The sequence below is a fragment of the Pseudarthrobacter sp. NIBRBAC000502772 genome (assembly GCF_006517235.1).
Lineage (GTDB): Bacteria > Actinomycetota > Actinomycetes > Actinomycetales > Micrococcaceae > Arthrobacter.
The window spans coordinates 4,473,241-4,497,681 of record NZ_CP041188.1; the positions used below are offsets into that span (position 1 = coordinate 4,473,241).

Sequence of the window (24,441 nt, forward strand, 5' to 3'; positions counted from 1 at the left end):
GCGGAGGTGAAGAGCGGGCGGACCCCTCGGGCCCTCATTGCCCTACCCTTTCGGTCTCCGGGGGAATAGGTGTGTCACTTCGGCGAACTGTATCCTGATGCAGCTCAAGAGCGCTTGTCACAAGCGCGAAGTGGCTGAAGGCCTGGGGTGTATTGCCCAGCTGCCGCCCCGCCCTGACGCCCCACTCCTCGCTGAGCAGACCCACATCGCTGCGGAGTTCCAGCAGCCGTTCGAAGAGTTCGGTGGATTCCTCGGTTCGCCCCGCACCCAGCAGTGCCTCCACCAACCAGAAGGAGCAGGCCAGGAACACGCCTTCGTCCCCCGGGAGGCCGTCGTCGCTGTCGGCGGGACGGTACCGCAGCACAAAACCGTCTTCGGTCAGCTCCCGCTGGATCGCGTCGATGGTCCCCAGCACTCGGGGATCATCCGGGGGCAGGAAGCCCACCCGCGGGATCAGCAGCAGGCTGGCATCCAGTTCGGGCCGGCCATACGCCTGCACAAAAGTGTTGCGGACGGGGTCGAAGCCGTTGGCCATGACGTCCCGGTGGATGGTGTCGCGAAGAGCCTCCCAGCGTTCCGCGGGGCCGGGCAGGCCGAAATCGCGGACGCCCTTAACCATCCGGTCTGCGGCTACCCAGGCCATCACCTTGGAGTGCGTGAAATGGCGCCGCGGCCCGCGCATCTCCCAGAGCCCGTTGTCCGGCTGGTCCCAGATGGTCTCCAGGTGCTGCATCAGGGCCACTTGAACGTCCCAGGACTCGTCCGTATGTTTCAGCAGGGAGTTCCTGGTCAGCGCCAGGCAGTCCAGGACCTCGCCCCAAACGTCCAGCTGAAGCTGCTCGGCGGCGCCGTTGCCGGTCCGTACCGGTTTTGAATTCTCGTACCCGGCAAGCCACGGCAGCTCCATTTCCGGAAGCCTGCGTTCGCCGTGGATTCCGTACATGATCTGCAGGTCGGCCGGATCGCCCGCCACAGCGCGGAGCAGCCAGTCACGCCAGGCGGCAGCCTCGGTGGTGTAGCCGGCGGCCAGGAGCGCCTGCAGCGTCATGGTCGCGTCCCGCAGCCAGCAGAAGCGGTAATCCCAGTTGCGGGGACCGCCCAGCTGTTCCGGCAGGGACGTGGTGACCGCTGCGACGATGCCGCCCGTGGGAGCGTAGGTCAGCGCCTTCAGGGTCACCAGCGAACGGACCACGGCATCCTGGTACTTTCCTTGCACGGTGCACTGGGATGACCAGCCGCGCCAGAAGGCCAGGGTGGTGCCCAGCACTACCTCGGCGTCCACCGTGTGCGGGCGGGGAACGTGGCTGGGGGCCCACGTCAGGACAAAGGGGATGCGCTCCCCTGCCTGGACCGTGAAGTCACTGACGGAATGCATGTCCTCGCCGTGAAGCGGCGCCTTAGTAACGAAGTAGACGGAGTCCGGGCCGGCGATGGCATGCAGGCCGTGCTTGTCGCGCCGCACCCATGGAACGATATGCCCGTAGTCGAACCTCAGCGCCAGTTCACCGTGCATCCTGACGCTTCCGCTCACGCCCTCGACGATCCGCACGATGTCCGCCACCTCGTCACGTGGCGGCATGAAGTCAATAACCCTGACGGCACCCTCCGGGGTTTCCCATTCTGTTTCCAGGATCAGGGTCCCCTCCCGGTAGCCGCGCCTGGTGCAGGTGCCGCCGCTCTCGGGTGCCAGTAGCCAGCGTCCGGCCTCCGGCGTATCCAGCAGCGCGTTGAAACATGCTGGCGAGTCGAAGCGCGGCAGGCAAAGCCAGTCGATGGAGCCCTCGGTGCTGACCAGGGCGCCGGTGTGGAGGTCGCCAACAACTGCATAATCTTCAATGCGCGCCATTCCCATACACTGCCACACGGATGGGCCCTGCCGGAGAAAACAACCGTGGATGATAGTGGCAAAGCACAGCGGTGTAGCCTGAGTTGACGGCCGGTCCACGAACACCGGAGGCATTATGGTTCACCCTTCTCCCCTGCGGGTCAGCTGACCGTGGCTGTCCATATCGGCACCTCCGGCTGGAGCTATGACCACTGGGAGAACGTGCTCTACCCGCCAGGCCTCCCGGCCCGGGACAGGCTCCAGCACTACGTTTCCCGGTTTGGCACTGTTGAGTTGAACGCCAGCTTTTACCGGTGGCCCCGGGACACGTCCTTCGCCAGCTGGCGGCGCCGGCTCCCGGACGGGTTCGTGATGTCCGTCAAAGCTCCGCGCGGCCTGACCCACGGCAAGAAACTCTACGGACCCGAAGTCTGGCTGGAGCGCATCGCCCGCTGCTGGCACGAACTGGGAGACAAACGCGCTGTCCTGCTGGTCCAACTGCCACCGCAGCTGCAGCGCGATGATGCCCGGCTGGATCATTTCCTCGCCGCGGTCCCGCGGTGGATCCGGGTGGCCGTGGAGTTCCGGCACCCCAGCTGGGACCATCCGGACGTCTACGCCTTGCTGGAACGGCACCAGGCCGCCTACTGCATCATGAGCGGCGCCCAGCTGCCGTGCATCCTCCGCGCCACGGCACCCTTCGTCTACATCCGGCTCCACGGGCCTGACCATCATCACCTGTACGGCGGCTCCTACTCCGATACCGATCTGCAGTGGTGGGCTGACCGGATCCGCGAATGGTCGGCGGCCGGCAAGGACGTTTATGCCTATTTCAACAACGACGGCGGCGGGAACGCCGTGCGGAACGCCGACACCCTCCGCTGGCTCCTCGGTGGAGGCTGACGTCACGCACGACGGCGGGACCGCCAGGGTGCCCGGCGCGCGGTTGCGCTGTGGCAGAGTGGAGACATGGACAGGGCTCCTCAGAATTCACCGCAGAACACTCCGCACCCCGCACCGCTGTCCGGCACCCAGCTTTTACGCCTGGCGCACCGGATCTCCGCCGTCGTCAACGCCGTCCGCATCCAGCTCGCCAAGGGCTGGAATTTCGCGCCGCAGACCATCGCGTACCAGGGCTATGGTTCGACCGGCTGGGTACGCGTGCTCGGCCGCGTCCTGTTAACCAAGAATCCGGCCCCGGGCAGCCGGGCCGAGCAGGCTGCCCGCAACGGCACACAAAACGTCCGCGGCTGGCGGGCCTTCACCAGCGTCCCCCTGCAGTTCATCGAGGTGGAAATTACCATCGGCGGCGTCACCACCCGGGTCCGGGCGGACCGTGGCGGCCTGATCGACACCGTGGTGGACGTGCAGCTCCCGCCGGGCTGGCACACGGCCATCCTGCGGGCTGACGGGACCGAACCCGTGGAGACGCTGATCCAGGTGATCGATGCCGATGCGAAGTTCGGCATCGTGTCCGACATCGACGACACCGTGATGGTCACCGCCCTGCCCAGGCCGTTCCTGGCCCTGTGGAACACGTTTGTCCTCAGCGAACGGGCCCGGATGGCGACGCCGGGGATGGCGGTCCTGCTGGAGAGGCTCACCATTGAACACCCGGACGCGCCCGTCATCTACCTGTCCACGGGTCCGTGGAATGCTGCCCCCACCCTGGCGCGGTTCCTGGGCCGGAACATGTATCCATCCGGCGCCCTCCTGCTTACGGACTGGGGTCTGACCCAGGACCGCTGGTTCCGCAGCGGGCAGGAGCACAAGCACCGCAACCTGGAGCGCCTCGCCAAGGAATTCCCGGACATGCGGTGGCTCCTGATCGGCGACAACGGCCAGCACGACGAACAGATCTATTCAGGCTTCGCCCAGGAAAACGCCGACAAAGTGGCCGCCATCGCCATCCGGCAGCTCTCCGTCAGCGAGTCCGTCTTCGCCGGCGGGCACTCCGAGGACGGCGACCACACCACGTCGGTGGTCCCCTGGATCTATTCACCGGACGGCGCGGGGATGGCCAAACAGCTCAAGCTCCTGGACCTCCTCTAGATCCATCACCACACACTTTCAGGCGGATAGGCGACACGCATGAGCGACACCGACGGCGATGCGCGGCGGCGGGAACTTGGCGACAATCCAGGCCCGGTTGAGGAGGAGGTGGAGGAATCCTTCGACCGCACGGTTGAGGAAGGCGCGCAGCGGCTGAACCGCTCCTTTCGGGACGTGCTCATCACCGGCTTGTTCGGCGGGTTTGAAATAGGCGTTGGCATCATGGCCTACCTCGCCGTTCTCTATGAGACCGGGAACCACCTTCTCGCGGGACTGGCCTTCAGTGCAGGACTCATCGCCCTCCTGCTGGCCAAGAGCGAACTGTTCACGGAAGGCTTCCTGGTACCCATTGCCGCTGTCGTTGCACGGGAGGCAAGCTACGCGCAGCTCGGGAAGCTCTGGGGAGGCACACTCATTGCCAACCTGGTGGGCGGTTGGCTGTTTATGGCATTGATCATGACAGCGTTCCCGCAGTGGAGCGAGACCATCACGAAGGAAGCCAACTACTATCTGGACGCCGGGTTTAACTGGAAGACCGTGTGTCTTGCCGTGTTGGCGGGGAGCACCATCACGTTGATGACCCGCATGCAGCACGGGACGGACAGCGTCACCGGCAAGATCGCGGCCGCCGTCGTTGGCGCTTTCCTGCTCTACGGGCTGCAGCTCTTCCACTCGATCCTGGACTCGCTGCTGATCTTCGGTGCCATCCACACGGGTGCTGACATCAACTACCTTGAATGGCTCGGCTGGTTTTCCTATGTAGTGGTCTTCAACGTGCTTGGCGGGATCCTGCTGGTGACCGCGCTGCGGCTGGTGAGTGCCAGCAAGCTGGTGAAGGAACGGCGCGATGACTCACCCGAGGACCCGGAGGACGCACACCACTCCGGCTAGGTTCCGGTGAACGTGCCCAAGTCCGAGCAACATATCCCCACGAGGCTAGGCGGTGGCGCCCGAGGTGGTCACGCCGTCGTCGGGAGATACCGCCGTTTCGGGATCAGCGGCGGTATCCGGTTCCTCACTGGCGGCCTGCGCGACGGCGGCACTCGCCGCTGCGGCAAGGTTCCGCTCTTCGATGAGCTCCTGGAGCCAGAAGTAGGACGCCTTCGGCGTGCGCTCCAGGGTCTCAAAATCAACATGGAGCAACCCGAACGGCTGGTTGTAGCCTGCCGACCATTCGAAGTTGTCCAGCAGCGACCACACATAGTAGCCGCGCAGGTCAATGCCCTCTGCTTCACCGCCGGGAGCCGTGGCCTTCAGCGCGGACTCGATGTGGTCCGAGAGGTATTTCAGCCGCCGCTCGTCCGGGATGAAGGTGGTGTTGGTGGACTTGTCCCGCACGATGATGTCCTCGAAACTGGCCCCGCCCTCGGTGATGATCACCGGCGGCAGATGCGGGTACCGCTCCGCCATCTCTTTCAGTGCCACCCCGATGTACTCGGGTTTCACCGGCCAGCCGTAGGCGGTGATGTCCGCCTCAGGCCAAGGCTCCACGTGGAACGGTGTGGCACCGTTGCCGGCCGCACTCAGGTCGCTGCCCATGGCCTCCGCCATGGTGGCCGGCACCGCCCCGTCACCGGGGCCCACGGCTACCTTGGTTGGCATGTAGTAGTTCAGGCCGTAGAAATCCAGCGGCTGGGAGATGATCTCCATGTCCTCGTCCGGATGGTCAAAGGAGCCGAAGAACTTCGCGGCGCGGATGATGTCCGGATATTGGCCAGTGAGGACGGGGTCCGCGTACAGCCGGTTCTGTGCGATGTCCATCAGGCCCGCACTCATCCAGTCCAGGGGGTTGACGGAGTTCGGGACCATGGGCGAATACACGTTGGTCATCCCGATCTCGCCGGGGACCCCGGCCGCCCGCAGCGCCTGCATCGCGAGCCCGTGGCCCAGCAGCTGGTGGTGCACGGTGGGCAGTGCGTTGAGCATGAGCGTTTCGCCCGGTGAGTGCAGGCCCATGGTGTAGCCGTTAGTGCTGACCGTGGCGGGCTCGTTGATGGTGACCCAGCGGGCAACGCGGTCGCCGTAAGCAGCAGCGGCGATCGCGGCGAACTCCCCCAGGCGGTAGGCGGTATCGCGATTCACCCAGCCGCCGGCGTCGTCCAGTGCCAGCGGGGTGTCCCAGTGATAAAGCGTGACCATGGGCGAAATCCCGTTGGCCAGGAGCTCGTCCAGGAGCCGGTCGTAGAAGGCCAGCCCGGCCGGGTTCACCGGCCCGCTGCCGTTGGGCTGGATCCGGGGCCAGGACAGTGAGAACCGGTACGAGTCGACGCCCAGCTGCTTCATGAGGGCAACGTCGTAGGGCATCCGGTGATAGTGATCGCAGGCAACGGCGGGGCTGTGGCCGTCCACGATGGCACCTTCCTTGGCCGAAAACACGTCCCAGCCCGCCGGGCCCCTGCCGTCCTCGGTGAGCGCGCCTTCGATCTGGAAGGCCGCGGTGGCCACTCCCAGGGTGAAGTCCGCAGGGATGCGGGCGGCCAGGTCCTTGGCGGAAATGTGCATCGAGTCAGCCCTTATGAAGGAGGAAGCGTGGAACGCGTACATCCCAGAATGTCACACGGCCGGGCTGCTGACGAGCGTCGCTGCTAGGGTCTGAGCATGGATGAAAAACTGGGGAAGTTCATCGACGATTTTTCCGGGCTGGTCCAGCTGGCGCAGGCCGGAAACCACCGGCAGCAGGCGGGCAAGCAGCTGCTTGAGGCGCTGACGGAGCACCTGGGTGAGCCGGCTGAAGGCCTCTCCGTGGTGGTGGAGAACATCCCGCCGCACCGGTTTGTGGATGCGGACATCCTGATGGCGGAGTTTGCCGGTCAGGATCCGGACAGCCGGCTGGTGGGCATCGGCGGCGGCGGCCAGCGGCACCACCATTCGCTCAGCGACATGGTGCAGCAGTCGCAGCTGTTTCCCCAGTTTCCGCTCTCCCAGCCCGAGTACACGAACCTTGCCGTGGGACCTGACCAGCAGCGCCAGGCGGTGGCCATTGGGCTCTGGCTCTTCAGCCGCGAAGGACACAAGCTGGCCGTGTTGCAGCGCGACGCGGCCCCGCAGACCGGGCGCCAGTCCGCCACATTGGAACTGCTGGCCGCCCGACCGGAAACAGCCACCGCGTTCCTGGCCGAGTTCCGCCTCCGGATGGACAACAACAGCGTCCTCAAGGGACAGGTCATCTCCCTGGTCATGTCCGAGTATGGGCCGAGCACCGCGGGGGTGACGTTCCACCACCGTCCCAGCCTCCCGGCGTCGGACGTCATCATGCCCGACGGCCTGCTGCAGAAGGTCGCGGACCACACCGTGGGCATCGCCACGCACCGGGCGTCCCTCAAACAGCACGGCCAGCATCTCAAACGGGGCATCCTGCTGTACGGCCGCCCGGGGACCGGCAAGACGCACACCGTGCGCCACCTGCTGAGCCAAAGTGAAGGCTCGACGGCGATCCTCCTCTCGGGCGGATCGCTCGCCAGGATCTCCGAGGCGGCCCGCATGGCCCGGGCGCTGCAGCCCTCGATCGTAGTGCTGGAGGATTGCGATCTTATTGCCGAGGACCGGAGTTTCGGGCACGGGCCGCAGCCACTCCTCTTTGAGGTGCTGGACGCCATGGACGGCCTGGATAACGACGCCGACGTCGCGTTCGTCCTCACCACCAACCGGCCGGACATGCTGGAGCGGGCGCTGGCGCAGCGCCCGGGCCGGGTGGACCTCGCGGTGGAGATCCCGCTGCCGGCCCATGCCGAACGGGTCAGGCTGCTGGAACTGTACGGCCGCCTGGTGGCGTTCAGCCCGGCTGCACTGGATGCCGCCGCGGAACGGACGGCGGGAACCACCGCCTCCTTCGCGCGGGAACTGGTCCGGCGGGCGGTGGTGGCTGCGGCGCTGGATAACACCCCGGTGTCCGATTCGCACCTGGCGGCGGCCGTGGAGGATCTGATGGCCGACGCCGAAACCCTCACCCGCAGCCTGCTGGGCAGCGGCACGGACGCGGCCGGTTCGCCCGGTTTCCCGGGGCATGGTTTCCCCGGGCATGGGTTCCCCGGCCCAGGATTTCCTAAGCCGGGAATGCCTGGGCCGGCCGACTCATTGTGAGCCGAACAGAAATTCCTTGGCGTGGGCAACAGCCTTCCGGTAGGCATCGTTCCGCAGCGTGACGAGTTGCTCCGTGTCGCCGTCGGCCGGTTCCAGGTAGCCTGTGTATCCGGGCCGGAGCACCCAGATGTCGCCGGCCGGCGGGAGGTAGAACACCCCGAAGGACCGCTGCTGTTCGTCTTCTGCGGTCCACACCGGCACCACTGCCAGGGCCGCGCCGGTGACGGGATTGATCCATTGGGCCCGGGGCAACGGCTCTTCGTGGGCTTCAGGGTTCAGGAACGGCGCGGTGCCCTTGCCCCAGCGTTGTTCGAAGCGTTCGTGGAATGCAGGGATCAGGTGTGAATCGTAACGGCGCCACTCGGTCATTGGTGTCCTCCTCACTGTGATGGCTGTCGTCTTACCGGCCTACGCCCAAGGTCCGCTTTCCCAGCGCACGGGCGTGATTCTGATGGTGCCGCCAGCTGGCACGTCCCGGCGACCGACCTTTCGGACGGGGATCTCGATCGGATCGGCGCCCTGCATGCTGTTGCCGGTCCGGCTCCTGTCGTAGGCTGCCCGCCGCGCCGGATCCCGCAGGACAGCGAAGGCCTGCATGATCCGCAGCAGCTCGGCACGGGTTGGGTCGCCACCAGCTTTGGCGCCGTCTGTTGCACCGCCGTCGAGATCCGGATGATGGGTGCGCATCAGCACCCGGTAGGCGCGGGAGATCTCCTGCTGGCTGGCAGCAGGCTTCACGCGCAGCACATCGTAGTAGTCCGGCTGGCTGGTCATGGCGGCGTCCCGGAAGAAATTCTCGTGGGCACGGCCCCGGGGCGCGGGCAGCGGACTGCCGGCGCCCCGGGTAACTGTTAGCCTCCGATTTCGTGCATCTGGCTCTTTGTCTCGATTTCGATCTTGCGCGGCTTGGCCTGCTCCGTCACCGGGATCCGTAGTGTCAGGACGCCCTGGTCGTAGCTGGCCTTGATGTGGTCAGTGTCCAGGGTGTCGCCCAGGATCAGTTGGCGGCTGAAAACGCCGCGGGGGCGTTCAGAGGCCACCAGTTCAACATTGGGCTGGGTCGGATCAAGGCGCTCCGCCCGGACCGTCAGGACATTGCGCTCGACGTTCAGGTCCACGGAGTCCACCTTGACGCCAGGGAGGTCGAAAGCGACCACGAACTCGCCGTTCTCCTGCCAGGCATCCATGGGCATCGCGGCCGGCCGGGCAACGGTCCCGAAGACCTGTTGGGTGAGCCGGTCCAGCTCACGGAACGGGTCCGTACGCATTAACATCATTTCCCACTCCTTCAGCATGAAGTTGTTGACTTGATCGCATACCCACCACCCGTACATCTATGGTGGTGGATATAGATTTTTTATAGCACTCGTGGGAAACTGAAGCAAGGCACTTTGGAGGAAATTTGAGGCAGACATGACAGGGTCCACTTCAGGGCGTGAACCGCCGCCCACGGCAGGACGGGCACTTTATGCCATCTCCGTGGCGGCCCAGCTAACAGGCACAGGCCAGCAGAACATCCGGCTTTACGAGACACGGGGTCTGCTCACGCCCGCCCGAACCTCCGGTGGCACCCGCCAGTACAGCGATGCCGATATCACCGTACTCCTGCACATCGGGGAACTGCTGGAGCAAGGACTGAACCTGGCCGGCATCGCAAAAGTCCTGGAACTTGAGGCCGCCAACGCCAGGCTGCACCGTGCCCTCAAGCGTGCGCGGTCACTCCGCGGGCTCTAGCGTCCCTCAGCTGGTGCGGATCCCCGGCCGCCTGCCAGCCGGTAGGACTCCTCCAGCAGTTCTCCGAGTTCCTCAGTTCCGATGCGGGCCAGCCGGACCAGCACGAGCTGCGGCGAACGCTCATGGTGCGGGGTCCAGAAATACGTGTCGGGCTCCGTGCCCGCCAAGGCCTCCCGCTCGCTGGTCTTCACCGTCAGCACGCCGTCCTCCCACATGCGCGCCATCAGGGTCTTCGCGAACCACGCCGGCTGGTCCCAACTGCTGCGTTCGGTGACACCGGGCAGGGCGAGGCACATGCTGCGGACATCCGACTCGGTTGCCATCGCGGCTAATCCGCCGGCGCGTCCGCTTTGGAGAGTTCGCCCGTGATCCGTTCGCCAGGGATCCGGGCGGTCCGCCACGTATCCAGGGCGATGACCGCACCGAGGATCAGCAGCGAGAGGGATACTGAGGCCATGGCGTCGCTGAGCCAGTGGTAGCCGAGGTACAGGCGGCTCAGCGCGGCCAGGACGACGCCGATGCCCGCACCAATGAAGCCGATGACGGCCGACCTTGGGTTTTTCCGCCGCGAGAACACCAGGAAGGTGGTCACCAGCAGGAAGTCACAGGCACCCAGCACATGGCCGGACGGAAATGAGTAGGTGTAGTCTGCGCCGAACAGCATCAGTTCCACCGGCGGCCGCGAGCGCTGGACGATCGCCAGGATGATCTGCGATGTCACGACGCCGGTGAGCATCGCGGTGGCGAGCACAATGGGCCGCCACGCGTGCTTGGCCATGAACCCCCAGACCACCGTCACCACCAGCACGATGATGGGCAGGGCAACAGGGCCAAAGATCACCGCGAGGAAGATCATCACGGCCGTGAGGGTGTCGGACCGGAGCGAGAGCAGCCAGTCGCGGATGGACTCGTCGGGACCCCAAGGGCCGGTGTTGCTCTGCAGAACGCCCACGAGGGTGGCGATGAACAGCAGCGCGCCGACGCCGATGAGCACCACAGCCGTCCGGTACAGAGCCGTCCGCGCGGCCGGTTCCATAAAGCGTTCCTCCACCACGAACTTGTTATGGAAGGTCCGCCAAAGACTGGTCTTGCCTGCCTGTTCTGCCACTTTGTTTCCGTCCGTGCGCCGTTGAGGAGTGCTTAGGGTGAAGATTATCTCTTCTGGGCGATGTTGGCCCTTCTCTGCACATGGTTTGCCCTGCCGCCGGGCATGTCAGCCTGCCGGGGTAGCCTGACTGAATGGGTGTGATGAATGAGCTGATCAACCGGCAGGGCGTGGAAACACTGGGCCGGATTCTGGCTGAGGCCGCTCCGGGATTGGACTGGCCGCACGTCGCTGCTGCCGCCGCACAGTTGGACGAGTTGAGCCTTCGCGGCCGGACGGATGCGGTGAGCAGCGCTCTGCTGGCAGACGTGCGGCAGCTTCCGGATCCGGGATATCCGACGGCGGCGCACATCTTCCGGAGCGCCCTTTCCGGCGCCGGTTTCACAGGTTGGATCCTCTGGCCGGTATCCGAAACGGCCGTCACGCTTGCCCTCGAATCTGGCGCCGCACCTGACTTTGACGACTGCCTGGCCCTCCTGGCCGAACTGACCCCGAGGCTCACCGGCGAGTTCGCCGTCCGCCGGCTGCTGGCCGCGGACCTGGAGCGTTCCCTCGAGATCATCCAGGGCTGGACGGGGCATCCGGACGAGCATGTCCGGCGGCTGGCCAGCGAGGGGACCCGGCCATACCTCCCCTGGGCGGTACGGGTACCCGCCGTCGTCCTTCATCCGGAGGCGTCCCTCCCGGTTCTGGACGCCCTGTACCGGGACCCTTCGGAGTACGTGCGGCGCTCGGTGGCGAACCACCTCAACGACGTGGCGCGGCACGCGCCCGCTCTGGTGGTGGCAACGGCGGCTCGCTGGCTGGCCGCCCCGGACGCCAACACCGCATGGGTGGTCAGGCATGGCCTGCGGACCCTGATCAAGAAGGCCCACCCCGGTGCACTCGCGCTGCAGGGGTTCACGCCGGCGTCGGTGGCTGTCTCGGGGCCCCGGCTGGACCGGAACTCGGTGGCCTTACCGGGTGAACTGGCTTTCGACTTCGCGATCGCCAACACCGGGAAGTACGATGCGCGGCTCGCGGTGGACTACGTGGTCCATTACGTCAAAGCCAACGGCACGCAATCGGCCAAGGTCTTCAAGATCGCGGCGCTCACCCTCGCCGCCGGTGAGACCCGCACACTGTCGAAGCGTCATGCCTTCCGGCAGATGACCACCCGGGTGCACCACCCCGGGGTCCACGCCCTGGAGCTGCAGATCAACGGGATCCGGCACGGGCACACGGAGTTTGAGCTGCACGTCTGAGGTGGGAGGCACTGCAGCTTGGGCGATAACGCTCATTCGGGTAGGCGCGGAAATCCCAACTGGTCACTGATGTGGTCATCCAGCCAGCGATAGCTGGAAAGAGCCCAGTCCCCGCAGGGCTCCACTGGTGCAGGAATAGGGTGACCCTGTTCATCCCTATACTCTCCGGTCCATCGACGGAAACAGTGCTGGGCCAATAGATCTTCGTCCGACAGGGGCTGGGTGCCGACGGTTTCGAAGTAGCCTTTGGTCCAGGGTATGCGGTTTATGAATATGGGCGGGAGGAGTAGAAAGTCCGGTCTTAGCTGGTCTAATGCGGGACTTTTCGCAGATGAAACGTGATCGTAAATGTAGATGGGATATGAGCCGGGCATGGGTGCCTTATCCGCAGGAAGATCCGCGGAAATAACCCTGCCAAACACGTACTGCTCGTCTGGCAGCTGTAACGCAAAGATGTCACCGGAAGCCGGCTTTTTACGACTGGGCTTGAGAATCCGTATATTTGTTTCGCTCATCAGTACCCATACTGCCTTAGCCCCGAGCTGGTCAAAGCGACCGCCATGTTGAGCACCGCGACGTCCCAAGTCTTCGTAATCCCGGTGTAAACCGGTTTACGCCGCGCACGCCTACATAGGCTTGCGTCTTGGCTGCAGTAGCGAGTCTTCCGATCTTTCCGACTGGGCCCAGCGGGAGGAGCGCCGCCCCCAAAACTGCACCCGCACAGGAACCCTTGCCGGAAAACAGCTGCCTGTGAAACGCCACAACACAACTGGGAGGCACTGCGGGTACCTGTATCAACAGCCACTCCCACACAGGCGGAATGTGCGGTTGGCTAGTGAAGGAACACCCGGGCTCCGGCCCCTGACGAAGTGATGAGGAAACGAAAATGCGAGCAACCATCATGTATGGCGCCGGTGACGTGCGCGTGGAGAACGTGCCCGATCCCGTCATCCAGAATCCGACCGACGCGATCGTGCGGATCGTCAATTCCTGTATCTGCGGCTCCGACCTGCACCCCTACCACGGCATGCCCTCGTCCAGGCAGGGCAGCCCCATGGGCCACGAGTTCATCGGCGTCGTGGAGGAAACAGGCAAGGACGTGTCCACCCTGAAGAAGGGGGACTTCGTCATCGCCCCGTTCGCCTGGTCCGACGGTACCTGCGTCTTCTGCCGTGAAGGCCTGCAGACCTCCTGCCGCCACGGCGGATTCTGGGCCTCGAACGGAATCGGCGGCGCCCAGGCCGAGGCCGTCCGTGTCCCGTTCGCCGACGGCACCCTGGTCAAGGCCCCTGTGGGTGAGGACAGCGAGCTGCTGCCGTCGCTGCTGACCCTCTCCGACGTCTACGGCACCGGCTACCACGCCGCCATCAAGGCAGGCGTCAACGCCCGGACCACTGTCACGGTCATCGGTGACGGCGCCGTCGGGCTGATGGCGGTGCTGTCCGCCAAGCAGCTCGGTGCCGAGCAGATCATCCTGATGGGCCGGCACAAGGCCCGCACCGACCTGGGCATCGAATACGGTGCCACCGACGTCGTCGCCGAGCGCGGTGAGGCCGGCATTGAGAAGGTGCGCGAACTCAGCGGCGGCGACGGAACGCACACCGTCCTTGAGTGCGTGGGGCACCGGCCGGCGTACGACCAGGCCCTCGGCGTGATCCGCCCGGGCGGCGTCATCAGCCGCGTGGGGGTGCCCCAGTACGAGGACGCTCCGATCGGTTTCGGCTCCATGTTCGGCCCGAACATCACGCTCACCGGCGGCCCGGCTCCCGTGCGCGCCTACATCGAGACGCTGCTGCCCGGCGTCCTTGACGGCACCGTAAACCCCGGCAAGGTCTTCGACCGCACCATCAGCCTGAACGAGGTCCCCGACGGCTACCGCGCCATGGATTCCCGCGAAGCCCTGAAGGTCCTGGTCCGTCCGTAGCGCCACTCTCGAGAGGAAACGCACGGGATTAACGTCACCATGCACGGCACGCAGCCGGGCGACCCGGCCAAGGCGGCGGAAGCCATCCTGGCGGTCGCCGAAAGTGCGAACCCGCCGTCCCTGCTGGTTCTCGGCAGTGACGCCATCTCGCCCTGTGGGAAGCGCCCGAGGACAGCGCGGATCCCGAAACGGTCTGGGGCAGCAAGCTCACAGCCGACGAATACCCCTCGACGAAGTAGGAAGACGGCAGGGCACCCGCAGTTGGGCCGCAGGCGGCGTTACCACGGGTGTTTTGCAGTTGGTGCCGGTTCGGCAGAGGCCTCGTCGTGCGTGGCAGCCCAGGAGGCCAAGAGCTGCAAGGCGTCAGCCGTCGGGGAACCGGCGGGGGCGGTGTACACGTTCAGCACCAGGCCCGGCTCGCTGGGCAGCTCCATGGACTGGTAGTTCAAATCCAGGTCACCCACCACCGGGTGGTGCAGCCGCTTAAGCCCGCTGCGGTGGAAGACCACGTCCCGGGAAGCCCACCGGTCCCTGAACAGCTCGCTCTGCGTCGACAGCTCGCCAACGAGCCGGATCAGGTCGGGGTCGTGCGGGTGGCGGCCTGCTTCAAGCCGGAGCATCGCCGCGGCATCGTTGGCGATCTGATCATAATCTCGCCAGAACTCCCGGGCCGCCGGGTCAAGGTACGTAAACCGGGTGGTGTTCACGGGCCGGTGCGCGCTTTTGAACACAGGTGCGTAAAGTGCCCGCCCCATCCGGTTTGCAGCCAGGATGTCATGGCGGCCGTTGCGGACCCACGCCGGCGCGTCAGCCATTGCATCGAGGACCTGCTGGACTTCAGGGCGGACAGTACCGGACGGCTTGCTCCGGCTCCTGCGCGCCGGCCCGGCGGCGCGGGCGAGGTCAAAAAGATGCTCCCGCTCGGCTTCGTCCAGCTTCAGCGTCCGTGCGAGGGCATCCAGCACGCTTTCGGACGCCCCGGCGAGGTTGCCGCGTTCCAGGCGCACGTAGTAGTCCACGGACACACCGGCCAGCATCGCCACTTCCTCACGCCTCAGGCCGGCGACCCGCCGGTTCCCGCCGTACGCAGGCAACCCGGCTTCCTCGGGCGAAATCCGTGCCCGCCTGGAACTTAGAAACTCCTTGATGTCCGCGCGCACGTCTCCCATACCCCTACGGTAAGCGCCCGCGGTCCCGGGCGGCAGGCACTGTCAGTACCTGCCTGCCCGGCGCCCAAGGAATGGAAGCACAGGGAATGCAAGCCCAGACGCCGGGTTTCGACAAGGCTCAACCACCGGGAGCAGTCTCAACCACCGCCGCTACCGCTGGGTGGTTCCGCTGGCGGTGGCGCCCAGCATGGCGAGCTCGGCCCGGCTGGGCAGGCCCTCCCAGTCGCCAGCCGTGCTGACGGCGAAAGCCCCCATAACGGCGCCGCGCTGCAGGCGGCCGGCAACGTCCTCGCCGTCGAGCAGGGCAGAGAGGTAGCCGGCCGTGAAGGCGTCCCCCGCGCCCACGGTATCGATGCTTGTCACCGCCACGGCGGGAGCCTCGAACCGTCCGGCGTCGGTATGGACCCCGGCGCCGGCTGCTCCCCGCTTGACCACGACTTCCCCAACCCCCTGCTCCAGCAACGAGGCAGCGAGCGCAGTTTCGGCGTCGTCGTACCCCATGGAATCGGAGCCGCTCAAGGCGGCGGACGCCACGAGGTCCAGTTCGTAGTCGGACGCTATCAGGATGTCGGCGTGCCGGGCGATGGGGCCCAGCACGGCGCGGGCCTCGTCCCGGGACCAGAGCCGGCCGCGGTAATTGACGTCGAGGGAGACCACCACACCGTCGGCTGCGGCGCGCTCGGCAGCGTATTCAAACGCCTTCCGGGCTTCCGGGCTGAGCGCGGGGGTGATTCCGGTCAGGTGCAGCACGCGCGGGCCGGCACCGAGGGCACTGTCCACGTCGTCCCGGCTGACGGTGGAACCGGCCGAACCCGCGCGGTAGTAGAAGGCCCGGGTGACGTCCGCGGTCCGCTGCTCGAGGAACATCACGCCCGTGCTGCGGGACGGATCCACCCGGCACTGCGTCCCGATACCCTCGGAGCGGAGCTGCCGCAGGATGAATTCGCCGTGCGGATCGGCGCCGACTGCACCGGCCCACGCGACTGTGTGTCCCAGCCGCGCAACCCCCACGGCGACGTTCGATTCGGCGCCGGCCACGTGCATGGCCAGGCTGCCGCCGGCGGACAGCGGCCCGGCGGCCCGCAGCGACACCATGGATTCGCCGAACGTCAGGAGGTCGACGGCGGCGCTCACCGCACGCCCGCGGCGGCGGTTGCTGCGGCGGTCGCTACGGTCGCCGCGGCCGTCCGGCGGGCAAAGGAGTCCGCCAGGTCCACAAACGCGCGGGCACGCCCGCGCATCGGGGCCAGGTCACCGCCGGAGCCGGCATCGCCGAACAGCGGTCCGCCAAGTCCGACGGCGATCGCGCCGGCTTCCCAGTAGCCCGCCGCTTCGTCAATGCCCACGCCGCCGACGGCGATGAACGGGATCCCGGGGAAGGGATCGCGCAGCGCCTTGAGGTAGCCGGGGCCGCCGATGGAGGCGGGGAACAGCTTGATGGCTGTGGCCCCGCGGTTCATCGCTTCGTACGCCTCGCTGGGCGTCAGGGCACCGGCCAGCACCGGGATTCCCCGCCGCGCCGATTCCTGGATGGATGCGGCCAGGGACGGCGTGACCATGAACTGGCCGCCGGCCTCGGCGACGTTGTCCACGTCCTGAACCGTCAGGACGGTTCCGCCGCCGACGTAGCAGCCCGCCGGTGCGGCGGCACGGACCTCGCGGATGGCATCCAGCGCCCCCGGCGTGGTCAGGGCGATCTCGACGAACGTGAACCCTTCCGCCATCGCGGCGAGGGCGGCCTGCGCCGCGGCCTTGCCGTCGGTGCCGCGCACGATTCCCACGAGCCGCGACTCCCGGATTCCGGCCAGCAGGCTTTCGGGCGTGATGTTCGTGCTGTTCGTGATGTTCGTGCTGTCAGAAACGTCAGTGCTGTCAGTCATGTTGTTTACCATTCTGCAAAGGATCCGTCCGAGTGGCGCCAGACCGGCCCGCGCCAGGCATGGCCGCGCTTGTCCGCCGCGCGGACCACGGCCTCGTCGATTTCAATGCCGAGGCCGGGACCGGTCAGCCGTTCAATGTGGCCGTCCACGAACTTCAGCGGGGACTTGTCCACCACGTAGTCCAGGACTTCGGCGCCTTTGTTGTAGTGGATGCCGATGCTCTGTTCCTGGATCAGGAAGTTGGGCGTCGCGAAGCCCACCTGCAAGCACGCCGCCAGGGCCAGCGGCCCCAGCGGGCAGTGCGGGGCCAGCTGGACGTCGTAGATCTCCGCCAACGAGGCGATCTTGCGGACCTCGGTGATGCCGCCGGCGTGCGAAAGGTCCGGCTGGGCCACGGCGATGCCGGCCTGCAGGGCGGGCAGGAATTCCTGCCGGCTGTAGAGCCGCTCACCGGTGGAAACCGGCGTCGTGGTTGACGAGGTGAATTCGCGCAGCAGGTGCGTGTTTTCCGGGACGACGGGTTCCTCGAGGAAGAACGGCCGGTACGGTTCCAGCAGCGGCGCCACCCGGCGGGCGTTGGCGAGGCTGAAGCGGCCGTGGAAGTCAACCGCGACGTCACGGTGGTCCCCCAGCACCTCGCGGGCCGCGGCAACACGGCGGACGACGCCGTCGATCTCGGCCACCGAGGCGACGGGGCTCATCCGGCCGCTGGCATTCATCTTGACGGCGGTCAGGCCCACTTCCAGCTGGGCGCTGATCTGGTCCGCCACCTCGTTCGGCTCATCCCCGCCCACCCAGCCGTACATCCGGATCCTGTCGCGGACGTGGCCGCCCAGGAGCTGGTGCACGGGGGTGTTGAAGTGCTTGCCCGCGATGTCCCACAGTGCCTGGTCCAGTCCCGAGACGGCGCTGGCCAGGATGGGTCCGCCGCGGTAGAAGGAACCTTTGGTCATGACCTGCCAGTGGTCCTCGATCCGGAGGGCGTCGTTGCCGATCAGCAGCTCCGAGAGCTGCCCGACGGCGGTGCGGACCGTTTCGCTGCGCCCCTCGCAGGTTGCCTCGCCCCAGCCGACAATCCCGCTCTCGGTCTCGATCCGAACAAACAGCCACCGCGGCGCGACGAGGAAGGTTTCAATTCTGCTGATGAGTGTCATGCCGGACCTAGCCCTTAGTAGCTCCGGCGGTCATGCCGGAGACGATGTACTTCTGCGTGAAGAGCGCAATGATCATGATGGGGATGGTCACCACGGTGGCGGCCGCCATGAGTCCGCCCCAGTCGATGCTCGCGTAGGAGACGAAGTCGAAGATCGCCACCGGCAGCGTCTTGGTCTTGGACCCGGAGAGCACCAGGGCGAACATGAAGTTGTTCCACGAGAAGATGAAGGACAGGATGCCGGCAGTGGCCATGCCGGCCACGGACAGCGGCAGGGTGATGCGCTGGAACGCGCCGATGGGGGTGAGTCCGTCCACCTGCGCCGATTCCTCCAGTTCCAGCGGGAGCGAATCGAAGTAGCTCATCATGATGTAGACGATCAGCGGCAGGGCAACGAACATGTGGCTGAGGATCAGCACCTCGAACCCGCCCACCATTTTCAGGTTGGAGAACACGTAGTACCAGGGCACCAGCAACGAGACGCCCGGGATGACGCGGGCCATCAGGACCACCAGGGCCGAGCGGTGCATGGTGAACCGGCTCATGGCGTACGCGGCCGGGACGCCCAGCACCAGCGACAGGGCCGTGGAGACAAAGGCCACCCAGAAGCTGTTGAAGATGAAAACGAAGTAGTTGTTGCGCTGCAGCACGTTTGCGTAGTTCTCGAACGTGGGGCTGAAGATGAACGATTTGGCGGTGTCGTAGATGTCAACGTTGGTCTTCAGCGAGGCCAGCAGCATCCAGAACAGCGGTGCCACCAGGAACAGCACCACGGCGATCAGGGCCGCGACGCGGAAGACCTTGTAGGCGCGGGTGCCGAGGGGCTTCTTCGGCCGGCGGACCGGCCGGGGCTGCCGGGGCTGCCGGGGCTGCCCGGCGGACGCTTGGGCTTTGGTGTTTTCTGTGTTTTCTGACAGAACGGTCATTTGCTTACCGCTTTCTTGCGCATGGTCAGCAGCCACATGGAGCCGATGATGATCATGAAGAACAGGATCAGCACCGCGGAGGACAGCCCGTACTGGTTGTAGTCGAAGCTCAGCCCGTAGGCGTAGACGTTCAGGGTCTCCACTTCGTGGAAGGACCCGCCGCCCTTGCCCTTGGTGGCGTACAGGATGTCGAAGGTCTTCAGGGCGTCGATGCCCCGGAGCAGGATGGCCACAATCACCGTGGGCATCATCAGGGGCAGCGTGATGAAGAAAAAGCGCTGGAACGCGTTGGCTCCGTCCATGCGTGCCGCCTCGTCGGGCTCCTCGGAAAGGGAGGTCAGGCCGGCGAGCAGGATCAGGACCACCATGGGGGTCCACTGCCACACGTCCATGAAGATGGTGGTGCCGAGCGCGGTGTCCTGGCCGGAGAGCCAGGGCTGGGCGGGGATGCCCACAGCGGCGAGCAGCTGGTTCGCGAACCCGATGTTGGGGTCGAAGATCAGCCGCCACATCATGCCGACGGCCACCGGGGTTGCCACGAGCGGCAGCAGGATGGCCACGCGGACCCACTTTTCGCCGCGGAAGGGCCGCCAGAGCAGCAGGGCGATGCCCATGCCGAGCGCCACTTCGCAGACCAAGGCAATGCCGGTGAAGGTGAGGGTGCGGCCCACAGCGGGCCAGAAGCGTTCGACGTCGGACAGGACCGTCAGGTAGTTTTCCAGGCCGATGAATTCGGTGGCTGCGCGGACGGAGCCCTGCGAATCGGTGAGGCTCAGGTACAGCGTCCAAGCCAGCGGGAAGATGATCAGGACGCCGACGAAGGCCATCGCCGGGGCTGCGAAGAGCCATTTGCGGTGCCGGTTGGCCCAGTCAGAGAATTTTTCGCGGGCACCGGGAGCACGGCCTGCGTTCCGGGCTGCGCTGCGGGGAGGAGTCATTACAGACATGGTTCACCTAAGGAGTCGGGGGGTGAAGAATGGCCGGGGCGGGACGGCAGCGTCACTGCCGTCCCGCCGGGGCTGTTGCGTGCACCGGGCCTCATTGGCTGAGGCCCCGTGCACCGCGTGCGTTACTTCTTTTCGCTGTCCAGGAACTTCTGGAAGGCCACGTGGGCCGAGTCTGCTGCGGCGGACGCGTCGGCGCCGGTGATGCTGGCAACGATCGGCTCGCCCACGATTTCGCGGGCCTTGCCTACGGTGACTACCTCGGGACGGTCGTGGCCCACACCGTTTTTGGCGCTGGCGGCAATGGCTTCGGCCAGGTCCTTCGGGTACGTGGAGGTTCCCGCGGAGTCAGCCCAGACGGAGGCTCGGGGTCCGGGGACGCCGGCCTTCTGCGCGGCCAGGGTGCGTTCCTTGCTGGTGGCCCACTGGATGAACTTCCAGCCGTTGTCCTGGTTGCCCGAGGCCTCGTTCACTGCCAGGCCCCAGGACGGGATGTTGTACGGCTTGGAACCGGCGGGACCGGCGGGCAGGGCGGCGAACCCGACTGTCTCGGCCACCTTGGACTTGGCCGGATCGGTGGCGTTCTTGTAGAGCGAGTCCGCCTCGGTGTAGAAGGCGGCCTTGCCCTGTGTGAAGATTGCCATCGCCTCGGGCCAGCTCATATCCGTGCTGACGTTGGCGGGGCCGTAGTTCCTGATCAGGCCGCCGTAGTACGCGTAGGCCTCTTTGGCAGCGTCCGAGTTGACGGTGGACTTGCCGCTGGAGTCGGTGAAGTCGCCGCCGAAGCTGTACAGGAAGCTGGAGAACTGGGTGACGGCGGCGGACTTGCCGGTGCGGGCCACAAAGCCGGCCGTGTCCGCGTTGGCTTCCTTGATGGCCTTGGCGGCCGCCTCAAGCTCCTCCATGGTCTTGGGGACCTCAAGGCCGGCGGCCTTGAGCAGGTCCTTGCGGTAGTAGAGGACTTCGCGCTCGGTGATGATGGGGACGCCCACAACCTTGCCGTCCGCGGTGGTGGCCTTGACCGGTCCCTCCTGGTAGTCCTTCCAGTCCCAGCCGGAATCCGAGGAGACCTTGCTGGTCAGGTCCGCGAGGTAGCCGTTCTTCGCGAACGCCTTGCCTTCCTGGAGCGGGCGGTACATCATCACGTCGATCTCGTCGCTGCCTGCGTTGAGCTTGACGTTGTACTGGTCCGACAGCTGGTCTTCGCCCAGCTGGGTCAGTTCCACCTTGAGCCCCGAGGATTTCTCGAATTCCGGGATGGCGGCCTTGATGCCTTCGGTCCAGACGTGGTTTGCGAGAGTTACCCGGACGATGCCGGATTCCTTGGCGTCGCTGCTGCCGCTGCCTCCGCCGCAGGCGGTGAGCCCCATGGAAAGTGCCGCGGCGACTGCCGCGTACTTCATTACTGAACGTCGCTTCATGACGACTCCCTTGCTTCCAGGCTGACGTCACTGTCCAGCCATCTACAAATGCATCTTTACATCTGCTCTGGAAGAGAGCATAGGTAAATAAGGCAGACTTAAACAACCCCTTTTGGCAACCAGTATGATTTATCTATGAAAACCCCAAAGGCGGAGTCCCCTACCGACCGGCATACTGCGTTGGTCCAGAGCCTGGGACTCGCCATTGCGGAGGGGTCCCTCGCGCCGAATTCGGTAGTGCGGCTGGACGAGCTGGAGGCGCAGCACAAGGTCTCCCGCTCCGTGGTCCGGGAAGCCGCCCGCGTTCTGTCATCCAAAGGCATGCTGGCATCCCGCAGGCGGTTCGGCACCGTGGTGCAGCCCGAAGAGGCCTGGAACCTTTACGATCCCCAGGTGATCCGGTGGCGGCTGGCCTCGTCCCGGCGTCTGGAGCAGCTTCAGGCCCTCAACGAACTCCGTGGCGCGATCGAACCACAAGCTGCCCGGCTCGCAGCCGAACGGGCGTCCTGGGATGCCGGCAGCGATCTTGTCTCACTGGCTGCGCGGTTGTGGGCCGCGGGCCAGCGCGGGGCGCAGGAGGAATTCCTCCTGCTGGACGTGGAGTTCCATGCCGCCGTCCTCAACGCATCAGGCAACGCCATGTTTGCGCAGTTCCAGTCACTTGTGACAGAGGTCCTCACCGGCCGGACGGAGCACGGCCTGATGCCACACCTGCCCCACCACGAAGCACTGCAGCTGCACGTTGACGTGGCCAGCGCCATCCAGCGCGGTGAGGCCGGCGCCGCCCATGCCGCCATGAGCAGGATCGTGGAACAGTTCGCTGAGGAAGTGGGCTATATCTGGTCCGAGCACAACCAGGGCGAGTCGCCGGATGCTTCCCCTCAGCACACAACCCCGCAGCACACAACAGAGGCCGACGGCGCCCCCCAATTGCCGCCGTCGGCCTCCCTTTCCACCACCGACAGCTAGAACGAACCCGTGGTGAACTGCCACGTCTTCGTGGCCAACTGATTCCCTGCGAGGTCGCGGATGGACGTCCCGCCGCCGGTTACAGTCACCGTGTATTTCGTCTTGGCTGCCAAGGTGTTCTGCGGGTCCAGGATCCACTGATTGGTGGTGCCGTTGCGGAAGACGACGGCCGTGACCACGGCCCCGGTGGCGGCGTTCTTCACCGTGAACGTGGCGGCGCTGACGCCCTGGACCGGCTCACTGAAGGTCACCGAAAGGTTGTTGTTCCGCCTGACGAGTTGGGAGTTGCTGCCCGGCGTGAACCCTGTGACCGTGGGCGCCGGGCCGGTGGTGAACGTCCAGCTCGTGCCGGCCAAGGGCGTGCCTGCGGTGTCGCGGATGGCGGTGGCGCCGCCCACCAGCGTCGCCGTGAAGGTGGCATCCGCGGCCAGGTTGGCGGAGGGATCGAGGGTGGCCGTTTTGGTTGTGGCGTTGTAGCTGACCGTTGCCGGGATGGCGGTGCCGGCGGCGTTCCGGAGCACAAACGTTCCGGCACCAACACCCTGGACGGCCTTGCTGAACGTGGCCGTCACGTTGCTGGCCACGGGCACCGCCGTCGACTGTGCTGCGGGTGATTTGGCCGTAACTGTGGGGGCAGGCGCCACAGGAGCCGGTGCGGGCGCAGGTGCCGGTGCCGGTGCGGCGGCGTACAGCAGGCGGTTCGGCGTTCCGGTGCCGATGCCCGTGATGGCGCCGGCAGTGGCGTTCGAGGCCAACGACGCAGCGACCTGGGCGGGCGTGAGCGCCGGGTTCTGGGACAGCAACACGGCCGCGGCGCCGGCCGTGTGGGGCGCTGCCATGGATGTGCCGGACATGGAAGCGGTTGCGGTGGCCGAGCTGTACGAAGCGGAGACAATACCGACGCCGGGTGCATACAGATCCACGCAGGAACCGAAGTTGGAGAAGGAGGCCTGACGGTCGGCGGAATCGCTGGCTGCCACCGTGACCGCTGCGGGGAGCCGCGCCGGCGAGCTCCCGCAGGCGTCCGCGGCAGAGTTGCCGGCGGCAACCACTGCAGTAACGCCGTCGTTAATGACACCTTGGAGCGCCGAATCCACGGCCGCGCTGGCCACTCCGCCCAGGCTCATGTTCACCACGGCGGGGGTTCCCGCGGAGTGGTTGGCGGCGATCCAGTCCAGGCCGGCAACGACGTCGGAGTTGAAGCCGGAGCCGGAGCAGTCCAGCACCCGGACGGGGACGATCGTCGCGGCCTTGGCCACGCCGTACGTGGTTCCGGCCACCGATCCGGCCACATGGGTGCCGTGGCCGTTGCAGTCGCCGGATCCGCGGCCATCGGCTACTGCTGTCCAGCCTGCTGCCACGCGGCCGGCAAACTCTGAGTGCGACGCCAGCACGCCGGTGTCCACCACGTACGCGTTGACTCCGGCGCCGGCGGCCGTCCAGGTGTAGGAACCCGAAAGGGGCAGGGGCCGCTGGTCCACGCGGTCCAACCCCCATGGCGCGGGCTGCTGCGTTGCGGAGAGTGTGATGGGCGCATCCACTTCAACCGACGCGACGCCCGCCGCATGGGACAATGCCGCGGCTTGCGCCGGCGTCGCCGTGACCACGGCGCCACGCAGGGCGTGCGAAAAGGAGCGGCCGACGCCGAGGCCCTGGGACTTGAGGCGCGCCGCCTCCGCCGGGACGTCCGTTTCCGCGGTGAAGCGGACCAGATAGCGGACGCTTGCGTCTTTGCCGCCCGGGGCAAGGGGCGGTGCAACGGCGGCGGCGGGCAGGCCCGAGGCGGTCAGGGCCACAACAGAAATCAGCATGGCGGCAGCGGTCAGCACAAAACGGAAGGTGCGCATGGCGGGGTCCTAGTGTGACGGTCTGGATCGATGCTGGCGGCAACAAATCCCCGCCTATCACCAGATTAGGAGCCCGCCACGCGCCGCGGCCGGGAATTGAGCTGATCTTGCGCCAACCCTTCGGCGCCTGCGGAATTCTTGAGGGACCGTCCCCGCTCCGCCGACCCT

Annotated in this window: 24 protein-coding genes; 8 read left to right on the forward strand and 16 right to left on the reverse strand. The window is 66.3% G+C overall.

Going from position 1 to position 24,441, the window contains the following annotated elements:
* Window positions 1–34: 34 nt before the first annotated feature.
* Window positions 35–1,846 carry a glycoside hydrolase family 15 protein gene (locus NIBR502772_RS20720; RefSeq protein ID WP_141141610.1) on the reverse strand — a complete coding sequence of 604 codons (1,812 nt, stop codon included), beginning with the start codon at window positions 1,844–1,846 and terminating at the stop codon, window positions 35–37.
* Between the two features lie 150 nt (window positions 1,847–1,996).
* Between NIBR502772_RS20720 and NIBR502772_RS20725 the strand changes: the two genes are divergently transcribed.
* The 3 genes from NIBR502772_RS20725 (at window position 1,997) to NIBR502772_RS20735 (ending at window position 4,768) form a co-directional block, all read left to right on the forward strand.
* Window positions 1,997–2,728 carry a DUF72 domain-containing protein gene (locus NIBR502772_RS20725; RefSeq protein ID WP_141141611.1) on the forward strand — a complete coding sequence of 244 codons (732 nt, stop codon included), beginning with the start codon at window positions 1,997–1,999 and terminating at the stop codon, window positions 2,726–2,728.
* A gap of 66 nt (window positions 2,729–2,794) precedes the next feature.
* The gene (locus tag NIBR502772_RS20730) at window positions 2,795–3,877 is read left to right on the forward strand and encodes an App1 family protein (RefSeq protein WP_141141612.1); all 1,083 of its coding nucleotides are present in this window, start codon (window positions 2,795–2,797) and stop codon (window positions 3,875–3,877) included.
* A gap of 39 nt (window positions 3,878–3,916) precedes the next feature.
* Window positions 3,917–4,768 carry a formate/nitrite transporter family protein gene (locus NIBR502772_RS20735; RefSeq protein ID WP_141141613.1) on the forward strand — a complete coding sequence of 284 codons (852 nt, stop codon included), beginning with the start codon at window positions 3,917–3,919 and terminating at the stop codon, window positions 4,766–4,768.
* Window positions 4,769–4,813: 45 nt separating this feature from the next.
* Here NIBR502772_RS20735 and NIBR502772_RS20740 read toward each other — a convergent pair whose 3' ends face one another.
* Window positions 4,814–6,379: a glycoside hydrolase family 1 protein gene (locus NIBR502772_RS20740; RefSeq protein WP_141141614.1), complete on the reverse strand. Its 1,566-nt coding sequence runs from the start codon at window positions 6,377–6,379 to the stop codon at window positions 4,814–4,816.
* A gap of 96 nt (window positions 6,380–6,475) precedes the next feature.
* Here NIBR502772_RS20740 and NIBR502772_RS20745 point away from each other — a divergent pair, with 96 nt between their 5' ends.
* Window positions 6,476–7,957 (forward strand): ATP-binding protein, encoded by a 1,482-nt coding sequence (locus NIBR502772_RS20745; RefSeq protein WP_141141615.1) that lies wholly within the window; start codon window positions 6,476–6,478, stop codon window positions 7,955–7,957.
* On the opposite strand, the gene NIBR502772_RS20750 is transcribed toward NIBR502772_RS20745, so the two are convergent.
* The 3 genes from NIBR502772_RS20750 to NIBR502772_RS20760 form a co-directional block, all read right to left on the reverse strand.
* Window positions 7,949–8,326: a hypothetical protein gene (locus NIBR502772_RS20750; RefSeq protein ID WP_141141616.1), complete on the reverse strand. Its 378-nt coding sequence runs from the start codon at window positions 8,324–8,326 to the stop codon at window positions 7,949–7,951. The two genes, NIBR502772_RS20745 and NIBR502772_RS20750, sit on opposite strands and share 9 nt — an antisense overlap.
* 39 nt (window positions 8,327–8,365) lie before the next feature.
* Window positions 8,366–8,731, reverse strand: a complete 366-nt coding sequence (locus tag NIBR502772_RS20755; RefSeq protein ID WP_141141617.1) for a J domain-containing protein — start codon at window positions 8,729–8,731, stop codon at window positions 8,366–8,368.
* A gap of 77 nt (window positions 8,732–8,808) precedes the next feature.
* Entirely contained in the window at window positions 8,809–9,231 is a 423-nt protein-coding gene (locus tag NIBR502772_RS20760) for an Hsp20/alpha crystallin family protein (protein WP_141142194.1), read from the reverse strand.
* A 139-nt stretch (window positions 9,232–9,370) separates the two neighbouring features.
* Between NIBR502772_RS20760 and NIBR502772_RS20765 the strand changes: the two genes are divergently transcribed.
* The gene (locus NIBR502772_RS20765; protein WP_141141618.1) at window positions 9,371–9,691 is read left to right on the forward strand and encodes a MerR family transcriptional regulator; all 321 of its coding nucleotides are present in this window, start codon (window positions 9,371–9,373) and stop codon (window positions 9,689–9,691) included.
* Here NIBR502772_RS20765 and NIBR502772_RS20770 read toward each other — a convergent pair.
* Window positions 9,688–10,014 (reverse strand): MmcQ/YjbR family DNA-binding protein, encoded by a 327-nt coding sequence (locus NIBR502772_RS20770; RefSeq protein WP_141141619.1) that lies wholly within the window; start codon window positions 10,012–10,014, stop codon window positions 9,688–9,690. The genes NIBR502772_RS20765 and NIBR502772_RS20770 overlap by 4 nt on opposite strands.
* A gap of 5 nt (window positions 10,015–10,019) precedes the next feature.
* Window positions 10,020–10,799 (reverse strand): phosphatase PAP2 family protein, encoded by a 780-nt coding sequence (locus NIBR502772_RS20775; protein ID WP_246848614.1) that lies wholly within the window; start codon window positions 10,797–10,799, stop codon window positions 10,020–10,022.
* 131 nt (window positions 10,800–10,930) lie between these two features.
* Between NIBR502772_RS20775 and NIBR502772_RS20780 the strand changes: the two genes are divergently transcribed.
* On the forward strand, window positions 10,931–12,040 hold the full coding sequence (locus NIBR502772_RS20780; protein ID WP_141141620.1) for a DNA alkylation repair protein: 1,110 nt from the start codon (window positions 10,931–10,933) through the stop codon (window positions 12,038–12,040).
* Between the two features lie 32 nt (window positions 12,041–12,072).
* Here NIBR502772_RS20780 and NIBR502772_RS20785 read toward each other — a convergent pair whose 3' ends face one another.
* Window positions 12,073–12,555, reverse strand: a complete 483-nt coding sequence (locus tag NIBR502772_RS20785) for an immunity 26/phosphotriesterase HocA family protein (protein WP_210412332.1) — start codon at window positions 12,553–12,555, stop codon at window positions 12,073–12,075.
* A 371-nt stretch (window positions 12,556–12,926) separates the two neighbouring features.
* Between NIBR502772_RS20785 and NIBR502772_RS20790 the strand changes: the two genes are divergently transcribed.
* Window positions 12,927–13,964: a zinc-dependent alcohol dehydrogenase family protein gene (locus NIBR502772_RS20790; protein ID WP_141141621.1), complete on the forward strand. Its 1,038-nt coding sequence runs from the start codon at window positions 12,927–12,929 to the stop codon at window positions 13,962–13,964.
* Window positions 13,965–14,242: 278 nt separating this feature from the next.
* Here NIBR502772_RS20790 and NIBR502772_RS20800 read toward each other — a convergent pair whose 3' ends face one another.
* The 7 genes from NIBR502772_RS20800 to NIBR502772_RS20830 form a co-directional block, all read right to left on the reverse strand.
* Window positions 14,243–15,133, reverse strand: a complete 891-nt coding sequence (locus NIBR502772_RS20800) for a helix-turn-helix transcriptional regulator (protein ID WP_141141622.1) — start codon at window positions 15,131–15,133, stop codon at window positions 14,243–14,245.
* Between the two features lie 150 nt (window positions 15,134–15,283).
* Window positions 15,284–16,267 (reverse strand): sugar kinase, encoded by a 984-nt coding sequence (locus NIBR502772_RS20805; protein WP_246848615.1) that lies wholly within the window; start codon window positions 16,265–16,267, stop codon window positions 15,284–15,286.
* Window positions 16,264–17,013 carry a bifunctional 4-hydroxy-2-oxoglutarate aldolase/2-dehydro-3-deoxy-phosphogluconate aldolase gene (locus NIBR502772_RS20810; RefSeq protein WP_141141623.1) on the reverse strand — a complete coding sequence of 250 codons (750 nt, stop codon included), beginning with the start codon at window positions 17,011–17,013 and terminating at the stop codon, window positions 16,264–16,266. Before NIBR502772_RS20810 ends, NIBR502772_RS20805 begins: the two co-directional genes overlap by 4 nt.
* Before the next feature lie 5 nt (window positions 17,014–17,018).
* Window positions 17,019–18,167: a galactonate dehydratase gene (gene dgoD, locus NIBR502772_RS20815; RefSeq protein WP_104060565.1), complete on the reverse strand. Its 1,149-nt coding sequence runs from the start codon at window positions 18,165–18,167 to the stop codon at window positions 17,019–17,021.
* 7 nt (window positions 18,168–18,174) lie between these two features.
* Complete coding sequence (locus NIBR502772_RS20820; RefSeq protein WP_141141624.1) at window positions 18,175–19,092, reverse strand: carbohydrate ABC transporter permease; 918 nt, start codon at window positions 19,090–19,092, stop codon at window positions 18,175–18,177.
* Complete coding sequence (locus NIBR502772_RS20825) at window positions 19,089–20,030, reverse strand: carbohydrate ABC transporter permease (RefSeq protein WP_141141625.1); 942 nt, start codon at window positions 20,028–20,030, stop codon at window positions 19,089–19,091. The genes NIBR502772_RS20820 and NIBR502772_RS20825 overlap by 4 nt, the downstream gene beginning before the upstream one ends.
* Window positions 20,031–20,161: 131 nt before the next feature.
* Window positions 20,162–21,457 carry an ABC transporter substrate-binding protein gene (locus NIBR502772_RS20830; protein ID WP_141141626.1) on the reverse strand — a complete coding sequence of 432 codons (1,296 nt, stop codon included), beginning with the start codon at window positions 21,455–21,457 and terminating at the stop codon, window positions 20,162–20,164.
* Window positions 21,458–21,592: 135 nt separating this feature from the next.
* On the opposite strand from NIBR502772_RS20830, the gene NIBR502772_RS20835 reads away from it, so the two are divergent.
* A complete protein-coding gene (locus NIBR502772_RS20835) occupies window positions 21,593–22,426 on the forward strand; it encodes a FadR/GntR family transcriptional regulator (RefSeq protein ID WP_141141627.1) in 834 nt (277 codons plus the stop codon).
* Here NIBR502772_RS20835 and NIBR502772_RS20840 read toward each other — a convergent pair.
* Window positions 22,423–24,273 carry a S8 family serine peptidase gene (locus tag NIBR502772_RS20840; protein ID WP_246848616.1) on the reverse strand — a complete coding sequence of 617 codons (1,851 nt, stop codon included), beginning with the start codon at window positions 24,271–24,273 and terminating at the stop codon, window positions 22,423–22,425. The genes NIBR502772_RS20835 and NIBR502772_RS20840 overlap by 4 nt on opposite strands.
* Between the last annotated feature and the right edge of the window lie 168 nt (window positions 24,274–24,441).

Excerpts from the sequence above, each read along its gene's own strand:
- NIBR502772_RS20790 (WP_141141621.1), top strand. The coding sequence starts at position 12,927 with ATGCGAGCAACCATCATGTATGGCGCCGGTGACGTGCGCGTGGAGAAC.
- NIBR502772_RS20780 (WP_141141620.1), top strand. The coding sequence starts at position 10,931 with ATGGGTGTGATGAATGAGCTGATCAACCGGCAGGGCGTGGAAACACTG.
- NIBR502772_RS20750 (WP_141141616.1), bottom strand. The coding sequence starts at position 8,326 with ATGACCGAGTGGCGCCGTTACGATTCACACCTGATCCCTGCATTCCAC.
- NIBR502772_RS20735 (WP_141141613.1), top strand. The coding sequence starts at position 3,917 with ATGAGCGACACCGACGGCGATGCGCGGCGGCGGGAACTTGGCGACAAT.
- NIBR502772_RS20730 (WP_141141612.1), top strand. The coding sequence starts at position 2,795 with ATGGACAGGGCTCCTCAGAATTCACCGCAGAACACTCCGCACCCCGCA.
- NIBR502772_RS20765 (WP_141141618.1), top strand. The coding sequence starts at position 9,371 with ATGACAGGGTCCACTTCAGGGCGTGAACCGCCGCCCACGGCAGGACGG.
- NIBR502772_RS20820 (WP_141141624.1), bottom strand. The coding sequence starts at position 19,092 with ATGACCGTTCTGTCAGAAAACACAGAAAACACCAAAGCCCAAGCGTCC.
- NIBR502772_RS20810 (WP_141141623.1), bottom strand. The coding sequence starts at position 17,013 with ATGACTGACAGCACTGACGTTTCTGACAGCACGAACATCACGAACAGC.
- NIBR502772_RS20785 (WP_210412332.1), bottom strand. The coding sequence starts at position 12,555 with ATGAGCGAAACAAATATACGGATTCTCAAGCCCAGTCGTAAAAAGCCG.
- NIBR502772_RS20740 (WP_141141614.1), bottom strand. The coding sequence starts at position 6,379 with ATGCACATTTCCGCCAAGGACCTGGCCGCCCGCATCCCTGCGGACTTC.
- NIBR502772_RS20755 (WP_141141617.1), bottom strand. The coding sequence starts at position 8,731 with ATGACCAGCCAGCCGGACTACTACGATGTGCTGCGCGTGAAGCCTGCT.
- NIBR502772_RS20835 (WP_141141627.1), top strand. The coding sequence starts at position 21,593 with ATGAAAACCCCAAAGGCGGAGTCCCCTACCGACCGGCATACTGCGTTG.
- NIBR502772_RS20825 (WP_141141625.1), bottom strand. The coding sequence starts at position 20,030 with ATGACTCCTCCCCGCAGCGCAGCCCGGAACGCAGGCCGTGCTCCCGGT.
- dgoD (WP_104060565.1), bottom strand. The coding sequence starts at position 18,167 with ATGACACTCATCAGCAGAATTGAAACCTTCCTCGTCGCGCCGCGGTGG.
- NIBR502772_RS20840 (WP_246848616.1), bottom strand. The coding sequence starts at position 24,273 with ATGCGCACCTTCCGTTTTGTGCTGACCGCTGCCGCCATGCTGATTTCT.
- NIBR502772_RS20720 (WP_141141610.1), bottom strand. The coding sequence starts at position 1,846 with ATGGCGCGCATTGAAGATTATGCAGTTGTTGGCGACCTCCACACCGGC.
- NIBR502772_RS20745 (WP_141141615.1), top strand. The coding sequence starts at position 6,476 with ATGGATGAAAAACTGGGGAAGTTCATCGACGATTTTTCCGGGCTGGTC.
- NIBR502772_RS20830 (WP_141141626.1), bottom strand. The coding sequence starts at position 21,457 with ATGAAGCGACGTTCAGTAATGAAGTACGCGGCAGTCGCCGCGGCACTT.
- NIBR502772_RS20800 (WP_141141622.1), bottom strand. The coding sequence starts at position 15,133 with ATGGGAGACGTGCGCGCGGACATCAAGGAGTTTCTAAGTTCCAGGCGG.
- NIBR502772_RS20760 (WP_141142194.1), bottom strand. The coding sequence starts at position 9,231 with ATGTTAATGCGTACGGACCCGTTCCGTGAGCTGGACCGGCTCACCCAA.
- NIBR502772_RS20770 (WP_141141619.1), bottom strand. The coding sequence starts at position 10,014 with ATGGCAACCGAGTCGGATGTCCGCAGCATGTGCCTCGCCCTGCCCGGT.